The sequence below is a fragment of the Microbacterium altimontanum genome, from assembly GCF_058349865.2.
In genome coordinates this window covers 507,874-517,124 of record NZ_JBYRJB020000002.1, presented here as the reverse complement: position 1 = coordinate 517,124, position 9,251 = coordinate 507,874, and the positions used below count along the sequence as shown (strand labels likewise).

Genomic DNA, 9,251 nt, shown 5'->3' with positions numbered 1-9,251 from the left:
CGACACCGTCCTCGAACTCAGCGCATAACCCCTCAGATCGAAGGACACCGCGCTACACCACTACTCGGGACTTGACCGCTGCCCGTCAACGCTGGCGGAGTACAACCTGCAGGCCCGCTCCTGCAGCTGCCCACGACACTGCTGCAGCTGCGCGTCGGTGAGCCGGCCGAACCTGTCGCGACCGCGACGTCCGACGAGTGCCGATGTGCTCCGCCACGCAGCCCCGATCGCATCCCGGTACCGCTCCGACGCCCATCTGGTTCTGCAGCGCTGGGCTCTTGGGGATTACGCCGCGTGCCGGTTGCTTGGACGTCGGGCCGCACCGCCCGTCGCGCGTCCGTCAGGCGTCGACGCCGAAGGCGCGCAGCAGTGGGACGCGGGGGATCATCCGGCGCGGGCCGAGTTGGATCGTGGGGATGGTCCCGTTTTCGATGCCGAGCTTGATGGTGCGGTAGTCGACGCCGACGAGCTTCGCGGCATCCTTCATTGTCAGTGCCAGACAGTCTTGTGACCGGTTCATGGTCCTTCTTTCCTGTGAGCCAGCAGTGTCAGTCCCCCTTCGTGGCAAGGTGTCACAGGCGTGAGCCAAGATCGACAGTCTTCTTCGCAAATCGTCGGCGACCTGGAATAGTGGGCTTCATGGCAGACGTCCAGGCGTATGACTTCAGCGACGAACGCGTTGGCCTCGGCAGTGGGGTGACACTGCCGAAGTCCTGGCATGCGCGCGTGTCGGGTGAGCAGGACGTGCCCGGCACGATCACCGTCCGCGTGGAGTGGGATGACACGCTCGGACGCACCGCCGTCGTCTTCGCTGCCCTCGAGCGCGAAGCGGAGGGTGTCGATATCACTAGCCAGGTGCTTCGCGAGGTGCGAACGCACTGGATCATGACGAGGTCAGCTCTCGATGTCGTCACCGTCAACGTCGGCACTGAGGACGGCGACAAGCTTGATCGCATACCGGTGCGCGAGTTTCTCAGTCGCGTGCGGGCGCATGAGGAGCGCGAGCCCATGGAGACCTTGCACGCCGCGATCTCCGTCTATCGCGTCGCGACAGCAATCAGCTATCCGCCGCTCAAGCTCGTCGCCGACACTCTCCAGATCAGCCAGAGCACCGCGACCCGCCTCATGAGTCGCGCGCGCGACTCGGGCCTGGCTCCAGAAGTCCGCATTCAGGAACCCCGACGGGCGCCGGCGGTTGACCCGTACAATCCGGGCAAGCCATACGACCCTGCGGCGCCCCACCAGGGACCCACGCAGCCCGGAGGCCCGTCAATCGGACGCTGAGCGGCCTGCCAGCGCTGCCGCTTGACGGCCCACTCGGAGGCAAACATGGTCAAAACGTGGGCTTGAGCACAATGCTCACCTGAACGGCGCTTCGAGGACAACTGTTCAGCAATGTGCTCATTTGCCACTCATTGCCCTACGGTCGACCTCCAACGCTCGCCAGGCTCACGTCTTGGTTGCTCGCAACCCCTGATTTTGCAACAGTTCTTGCCCGCATTTTGCCCGCAAACTGTTTGCGGCACACTGTCTTCAACGGTCGCTCGGTGTTGCCTGAGCGCTCGAAGATCCGCGTAATTCCGCGGTTCCTGCAGGTTCCGGTTCGATTGAGCATTATGCTCAGTCGTGTTCGAGTCCCTCCAGGGGCATAGCATTTGCCTCTGCCTAGCGATCACCGGCTGCTCGGTTGTCCATGCCCTCAGGCGTTCTCACCGCACACGCGAGTTGGGCGGCGGAGCCCCCCGCTCCGCCGCCCAACGTGCACCGCGACGCCGGCTCACACCGCGCGCAGCGGACGCCGCGCACGGTCGACCATCAGCCAGACGAAGCCCCCGGCGATCGTCATCCCGCTGAAGGCGTGCAGTGCGCCGAACCACGGGCTCACCGCGAACCCGAGGCCGACGAGCAGCCCCTGCGCGCCCCACAGCAGCGCCACGAGCACCAGTGGGATGACCCACGACTTCCAGTTCGCCCGCGACAGCACACCGCAGACCAGCAGCGCGATCGCGAGGTACGACAGCACCGTTCCCGTGATGCCGTGCATCGCGTACGCCGCGATCCCCGCTTCCTCGTCACCCGGGTTGAGCGCGAACACCCAGAAACCGTACGCCGCGAACGCCACCTGGCACGCGCACGCGACCACGCCGATGATCGCCCCGATCAGCACGAGCCGATCGAAGACCACCCGCCACCCGGCGACGGCGTTCGCGCCGGTCCGGGGCTGTTGTACTTCAGCCGTTGCCACAACGAACCTCCTTGTTCAGAACACGCTGCCGAGCAGCCTCTTGCTTGAGGGAGAGGCGATGACAGCGGCGCCTGATACCGGCCCTTCCAAAGCGAGGCAGAATTCGACCGCGCCGAGCCGAGGCATCCCTCTCACCGGCTCCGCAGCCGACTAACGCGCATCACCGACGCGACGTCTTTCTGCCGGTGTCTTGACGGAAAAATGCGGCCCCCTTTGGATGGATCGCGAACACCGAGGAGCCTCTGCCGGCTCACGAAGGACGTGACCGGCGGCGGGACACTCCGCCTCTCGACGCGCGTCCCACGCGCGCCATTGTCGTGCGTCCGCGCGGCATTCGACGCAGAAGGAGTCAGCAATGAAGCGATGGCGATCCCTGGCGTTTGCGACGGTGGCGGCGCTCGCCGCTGCCGTGCTCGCCACCTCTCCGGCGGGTGCCATACAGGCACCCCATGCCGCTGCGGACCGGCCGCAGGCATCCCCGACAAATGGCAGCGCGACGTACTCGAACCCCGTCAGCGCGGGAGTCGTCGACACCTTCCCCGATCCGGCGATGATCCGCGGCAAGGACGGCGCCTGGTACGCGTACGGCACCAGCAATCCGATCCGCAACAGCGCGGGGGAGAAGGGCGAGCACATTCTCCCCGTGCTGCGCTCGACCGACATGGTCACGTGGAGCTACGTCGGCGACGTGTATCCCGCCGGCGCGACGCTGCCCGCATACTGGGCCGGCGGCACACGTCCGTGGGCACCCGACATCCGCTACGTCGACGGTCAGTACCACCTGACCTACTCGCTCTCCAACGGCGGCGTCGCGCTGCTCACCGCACCGACTCCCACGGGCCCCTGGACAGATCGCGGACTGCTCATCGGCAGCGCCGCCGTCGCCGGCTGCCCGACCGGCAACATCGATCAGGCGATGTTCACCGACGCCGACGGCACGCACTACCTCTACTGGGGCAGCTACGACGTCATCTGCGTCTCGAAGATGAACGCCGACGGCACCGCCCTGACCGGCCCCGTGACCCAGGTGGCCCAGGGCCGGCGCATGGAGGGCGGATACGTCGTGCGCCGCGACGGCTTCTACTACCTCATGTACTCCGACGCGGGATGCTGCGACGGGGCCTTCAGCGGATACACCGTCAAGGTCGGCCGCAGCGAGAGCCCCACCGGTCCGTTCGTCGACGATCACGGCGTCGACCTCATGGCGCTGTCGAGCAAGGGCGGCTTCGTCCTGACCTCCAACGGCAACGGCTTCGCCGGCGTCGGGCACAACGCCATTCAGACCGACCTCGCCGGGCAGGACTGGCTCGTCTACCACGCCATCCCCACCGACGACCCCGACTTCCCTCCCGTCGACACCCGCTCCGGCAAGCTCAACCTGTCGAAGCGGCCCCTCATGATCGACCGCCTCGACTGGATCGACGGCTGGCCGGTGGTCAACGCCGGCGCTGGTCCCTCCAGCGGTGAGCAGGTCGCTCCGGTGACGACGCCGCAGGTCGGCACCGACCTCGCCGGTGGTCTCGACGGCTGGAAGGACCAGGGCCGCGTCGACGTGGCGACCGAGGCCGACGCGGGCGCCTTCGTCCGGCTCGCGGCCGGCGCATCCCTGACCAGCCGGGAGCAGGCCGACGGCGACCAGCGCGTGCAGGCCGACATCCGCTTCGCCGTCGCGGGAGCGAACGGCACCGCAGGGGTGTCCATGGGCGTGCGCGGCCAGAACCACGCCACCGCCTGGATCGACCGCTCGTCCCGCGAACTGCGACTGGAGGTCGACCACGGTTCGATGCACGCCGAGCAGACGGCGGCCCTTCCTGAGGACTTCGCGTTCGAGGCATGGCATGTGGTGACGATCGAATGGCGCGATCACCGGCTCACGGCCGAGGTGGCCTCCGACACGCTGCGCGAGCCGCTCGCTGCCGTCAGCCTCTCGGCGCCGAAGCAGGCGACCTCGCACGGATCGATCGGCGTCACCGCCCGCGGGGCGACCGTCGACGGCGACAACCTCAGCTCGACCACGCTGTACACGCCGGTCCGCGAGCGCGTCGCCGACCCGACGCCCGGTGCGCTGCTGAGCGCCTACTCCGACGAGTTCGCCGCCGACGGCGCACCGACCACAGGCGACGGCGACTGGACCTGGGTGCGCAAGCCCGCGACTGGCCCCCTCGCCTCGGACGGATCGCTCGTCTGGCCGACCCAGTCCGCCGAACTGCACCTCGGCAACAACACCGCATCGGTGCTGCTGCGGGATGCTCCGCGCCAGGACTTCATGGTCGAGACGAAGCTCACGTTCGACGGAACCAAGGCCGCGCAGCAGGCAGGCCTCGTGCTCTACGAGACCGACGATCGGTACCTCAAGCTGACCCACTCGGTGCTGCCGCTCAACCGCAAGCCCGGGCAGTTCCTGCACCAGACCGAATTCGGAAAGGAGATGGAGCGACCGACGGCGACCCCGCCGGCGGCCGTCGCCAACGGCCCGATGTTCGGCGCTGCCCCCGCTCGCACGACCTGGCTGCGCCTGTACGCCCAGCTCGACGAGGACGCCCACGAGTGGGATGTGCGCATGGCGTCGAGCACCGACGGCGTCGACTGGCAGTGGGGCGGAGTCTGGTCGATGGCGACGCTCGGCGACCTGCGCATCGGCCTCATCTCGATGAACTCGACCGGCGCGACCGCGCAGTTCGACTACGTACGCACGTATGCGATGGGCGGCGCGGAGCGCGCGTTCCCGACCAGCTGGCCCGTCCCGATGTCGTACGGCCTCGCCGACGATCGCGAGGAGCTCGCACCCCGCGAGGACAACTCGATGGTCCTCGACCTGGAGCTGCGGCCGCAGGATGCCGAGCTCGGGCGCGTCTGGATGCGTGACGCCTACGTGAATCGGTTCGTGGTCGACGGCAAGACGATGTACGTCGCGACCGGCACCACGCGGGCCGAGGGGCTCACCAAGGCGGCGCCGTGGAACGACGGCATCTACGTCTGGCTCGCACCGTCGCTGCAGGGTCCGTGGAAGCTCGCCGACACGACGAAGCTGCGCCCCGACCAGCCGAAGGGAAAGGTCTGGTCGCCGGAGTTCGTCGATGAGAACCGGCCCGGGCACACCGTGGTCACCGACTGGCAGAAGTACAAGAACCCCGACGACCCGGCCACCCGCGCCGGCAACGCGTGGGCTCCCGAGCTGCACTACATCGACGGCAAGTGGTATCTCGTCGCCTGCATGGGCGATCAGAGCACCCTGACCGGATCGTTCATCCTCGTGAGCGACGCCGGCCCGGCCGGCCCGTATCGCAACATCGAGGCGAATCTCGATCATCCGCTCGGCGAACCCGTGCGGGCGAGCAATCCGCAGTACTACCACATCGACGGTGGGCTGTTCGATGACGGCGACAAGACGTATCTCGTCCTGCACAACGCCCTCTACTCGGAGATGACGCCCGACATGGAGAACCTCGTGACGCCGACGAACCTGCCGAAGTTCACGGAGCGGGCCTACGACCCGGAGCCGTACCTCGAAGGCGCCACGGTGACGAAGGTGGGATCGAAGTACTACCTGATGCACGCGGCCTGGTCGTGGAAGCCGACGCCCTCCGCTCCGCCCACGTACCAGGCGGGCACCGGCCAGCGGTACCAGTACGACGCCATCGTGGCGGTGGCCGACTCGTTCGAGGGGCCCTACACCGCGAGATACACGGCGGGGGTCGGCGCCGGCCACAACAACATGTTCACGGATGAGCACGGCGATCTGTGGATGACCTTCTTCCGCAATCCGGCGAACGGCTACTGGGCCGATCCCTCGCGCATCGACGATGCCGCGGTCGCCGGCGTGGTGAAGCTCGAGCGCAGCGGCCCGCTCGGGGAGGTGATCGCGGTCGCGCGGCCCACGGCCGACTGAACCGACGCATCCGGCCCACGAAGGGGGCGCTCGCCGACGAGGCGGGTGCCCCCTTCCGCATTTGCCGGACACGTTTTGGTAACGGGCCGGAGAAATCGGAGAATCTTTTTGTCGGATAGTTGACGGAAAAATTCGAGGTTGTCACGATGGCACGCATGTCGATCCCGACCGGAGCCCACGCGCTCGTGCGACGCACGCACGAGGAGCGGGTCCTCGTCGCGCTGCGCACGCACGGTGCGCTGAGCCGCGGCGATCTCGCCGCCCGGGTCGGTCTCTCGCGCACGACCCTGTCGGAGATCACGGCCCAGCTGCTCGAGCGCGGGGCGATCGTGGTCGCCGACACCGATGCCGCGACCCGCGCGGGCAGTGGACGCCCGGCGGAGCGACTCGCCCTCGATCCCGACTCGGGACAGTTCCTGGGCGTGGACTTCGGTCACCGGCGGGTGCACGTCGCCGTCGCCGACGCCTCGCACGAGGTGATCGCGCAGGGCGCGCGCCGCTACGACGACGACACCCCGTGGCCGGAGCGCATCTCGATCGCGTTCGACCTGATCGACGATCTCAGCCGCGACACCGGTGTGCACTTCGGTGCCCTGCAGGCGGTGGGGATCGGCGTGCCCGGGCCCTATCGCGCATCGGGCGCCGGCATGCCCACCGTCACCTGGAAGCGGCAGGTGACGCCCGACGGGGTGGACCGCGCCTTCGAGGAGCGGTTCGGCGCGCCAGTCGTGATCGACAACAACACGCGGCTGGCGGCTCTCGCCGAGGCGATCACGCGCCCCGACGCCGTCGATAACCTCGTCTACCTCCGCCTCTCCGACGGCGTCGGCGGCGGTCTCGTCGTCGCAGGACGCCTCGTCACCGGCGCCCGCGGGTTCGCCGGCGAGCTCGGGCACGTCACCGCCGAGCCGCACGGCTGTGCCTGCCGGTGCGGCAAGCGCGGATGCCTCGAGACCATCGCGTCGGTCCCCGCCATCCTCCAGGCGTGTCGCGCCGCCGGGGCCGACCTCCACTCGCTCGACGACCTGGCGGTCGCCGTCGCCAAGGGCGATCCCACCGTCGACGCGGTGCTGCGCGACGTGGGCTCGACGATCGGCCGCGTGCTCGGCGCCGCGGCGATGACCCTCAACCCGCGCGAGGTCGTGATCGGCGGAGAGATCGTGCACATCGCGCCCGTGCTCGTCGAGCAGGCCGCGGCGACGCTGCGCTACGAGCTCTACTCCATCCCGTCCGACGAGCCGCAGATCGTCCGGCCCGCCCAGTTGCGCGACAGCGACGGCGCGCTCGGCGCGATCGCGGCGATCTTCCACCAGTCCCCGCTTCTCGTGGGGTACCCCGACCCCACGGCATCCCCCCGGCCCGCCCTGCAGCAAAGGAGCGCACAGTGACCGCGACATCCCACCCCACCCGAGGTCTGCGATGGGCGGTGTGACCGACATGACCGATTCACCGGAGCGCACCGCCGAGCGCGCCGTGGCCGCCGGCGGCACCGCCACGCGCGCGCTGGCCGTCGGCCAGCCGGGCGGACGCCGACGCCGGCCTTCCAAGCAGGCGTGGCTCATCGCCCTGAACATCATCTCGGTCGTCGGCGGCATCGCCATCTGGTGGCTGCTGGCGATGACCGGACTGCAGCTGCCCACCCCGCCCGAGGTCGTGCAGAAGGGCATCCAGCTCTGGCAGGCCGGCATCCTGCAGCAGGATGTCGTGGCCAGCCTCGCGCGCGTGCTCGGCGGATTCCTGCTCGGCACCGCCGTCGCCGTGCCCGTCGGCTTCCTGATGGGCTGGTACACCGTCGCGCGGGGCATCTTCGAGCCGTGGATCCAGTTCTTCCGCACGATCCCGCCGCTCGCACTGCTGCCGCTCGTCCTGGTGCTGCTGGGCATCGGCGAGGTGCCCAAGGTGTTCGTGATCTTCCTCGCTGCGTTCCTCGCGTGCGTGATCTCCACCTACCAGGGAGTGGTCAGCGTCGATCGCACGCTCATCAACGCCGCCCGTGTGCTCGGCGCCAAGGACGGCACGATCTTCGCGCGCGTCGTCGTTCCCGCATCCATCCCCTTCATCCTCGTCGGCATGCGGGTCGGCCTCGGATCGGCGTGGGCGACCCTGGTCGCGGCCGAGCTGCTCGCCGCCCAGGCCGGACTCGGATACCGGATGCAGCAGGCGCAGATCTACTACGACCTCGCCACGATCTTCGTCAGCATCGTCATCATCGGAATCCTCGGCCTGGTGATGGACCGGCTGCTCCTGTTCGCCGAGAACAAGCTCACCGGATGGCAGGAACGGCGATGACCGACACGATGACCGCCGCGAAGATCTCGGTCCGCGGCATCCGCAAGACCTTCCCGCTCAAAGACACCGAGTTCGTTGCCCTCGACCACGTCGACCTCGACATCGCCGACAACGAGTTCGTGACGGTCGTCGGGCCCTCCGGCTGCGGCAAGTCGACGCTGATGAACATCCTCGCCGGCCTCGAGGAGCCCACCTCCGGTGAGGCGATCGTCGACGGACGCGAGGTCTCCGGCCCCGGCCCCGACCGCGGCGTGATCTTCCAGCAGTACGCGCTGTTCCCCTGGCTCACCGTGCGCAAGAACGTCGAGTTCGGGCTGAAGGTCGCCGGGGTGCCGCGCGCCGCACGCCGGGAGCGCGCCGAGCACTTCATCCGGATGGTCGGGCTCGAGCAGTTCGCCGATGCGCTGCCCAAGATGCTCTCGGACGGCATGAAGCAGCGCTGCGCGATCGCACGGGCCTACGCCGTCAACCCCGCCATCCTGCTGATGGACGAGCCCTTCGGTGCGCTCGACGCCCTGACCCGGGTCAAGCTGCAGGAGCAGCTGCTCGAGACGTGGAGTCGTGAGAAGCGCACCGTGATGTTCATCACCCACGACGTCGACGAAGCGGTGTTCCTCGCGAACCGCGTCGTCGTCATGGCGGCCCGCCCGGGTCGCATCTACGACGTGATCGACGTCGACCTGCCCTACCCCCGCACGGAAGACGCGCGACTCAGCCCCGAGTTCCGGGAGCTGCGCAACCGCGTGTGGCACTCCGTGTACCACCAAGAACCCGGCATCGACGCCGGAAACGCGTCGCACTGAGACGCCCGAACCCGACGAAGGGAAC

General features: G+C 68.6%; 7 protein-coding genes. 5 read left to right on the top strand and 2 right to left on the bottom strand.

What is annotated here, in order from left to right; genetic code table 11:
- Window positions 1-340: 340 nt before the first annotated feature.
- A complete protein-coding gene (locus AC3RX1_RS04690; RefSeq protein WP_487663417.1) occupies window positions 341-520 on the bottom strand; it encodes a MerR family transcriptional regulator in 180 nt (59 codons plus the stop codon).
- 119 nt (window positions 521-639) lie between these two features.
- Between AC3RX1_RS04690 and AC3RX1_RS04685 the strand changes: the two genes are divergently transcribed.
- Window positions 640-1,284, top strand: a complete 645-nt coding sequence (locus AC3RX1_RS04685) for a hypothetical protein (protein WP_491500080.1) — start codon at window positions 640-642, stop codon at window positions 1,282-1,284.
- Between the two features lie 493 nt (window positions 1,285-1,777).
- On the opposite strand, the gene AC3RX1_RS04680 is transcribed toward AC3RX1_RS04685, so the two are convergent.
- Entirely contained in the window at window positions 1,778-2,245 is a 468-nt protein-coding gene (locus AC3RX1_RS04680) for a hypothetical protein (protein ID WP_491500079.1), read from the bottom strand.
- Between the two features lie 355 nt (window positions 2,246-2,600).
- On the opposite strand from AC3RX1_RS04680, the gene AC3RX1_RS04675 reads away from it, so the two are divergent.
- The 4 genes from AC3RX1_RS04675 to AC3RX1_RS04660 all read left to right on the top strand — a co-directional run bounded on the left by AC3RX1_RS04675 (window position 2,601) and on the right by AC3RX1_RS04660 (window position 9,226).
- Window positions 2,601-6,134 carry a family 43 glycosylhydrolase gene (locus tag AC3RX1_RS04675; RefSeq protein ID WP_491500078.1) on the top strand — a complete coding sequence of 1,178 codons (3,534 nt, stop codon included), beginning with the start codon at window positions 2,601-2,603 and terminating at the stop codon, window positions 6,132-6,134.
- A 146-nt stretch (window positions 6,135-6,280) separates the two neighbouring features.
- Window positions 6,281-7,522: an ROK family protein gene (locus AC3RX1_RS04670; RefSeq protein ID WP_491500077.1), complete on the top strand. Its 1,242-nt coding sequence runs from the start codon at window positions 6,281-6,283 to the stop codon at window positions 7,520-7,522.
- A 49-nt stretch (window positions 7,523-7,571) separates the two neighbouring features.
- The gene (locus tag AC3RX1_RS04665) at window positions 7,572-8,423 is read left to right on the top strand and encodes an ABC transporter permease (RefSeq protein ID WP_491500076.1); all 852 of its coding nucleotides are present in this window, start codon (window positions 7,572-7,574) and stop codon (window positions 8,421-8,423) included.
- Window positions 8,420-9,226 (top strand): ABC transporter ATP-binding protein, encoded by an 807-nt coding sequence (locus AC3RX1_RS04660; protein ID WP_491500075.1) that lies wholly within the window; start codon window positions 8,420-8,422, stop codon window positions 9,224-9,226. The genes AC3RX1_RS04665 and AC3RX1_RS04660 overlap by 4 nt, the downstream gene beginning before the upstream one ends.
- Window positions 9,227-9,251 lie beyond the last annotated feature (25 nt).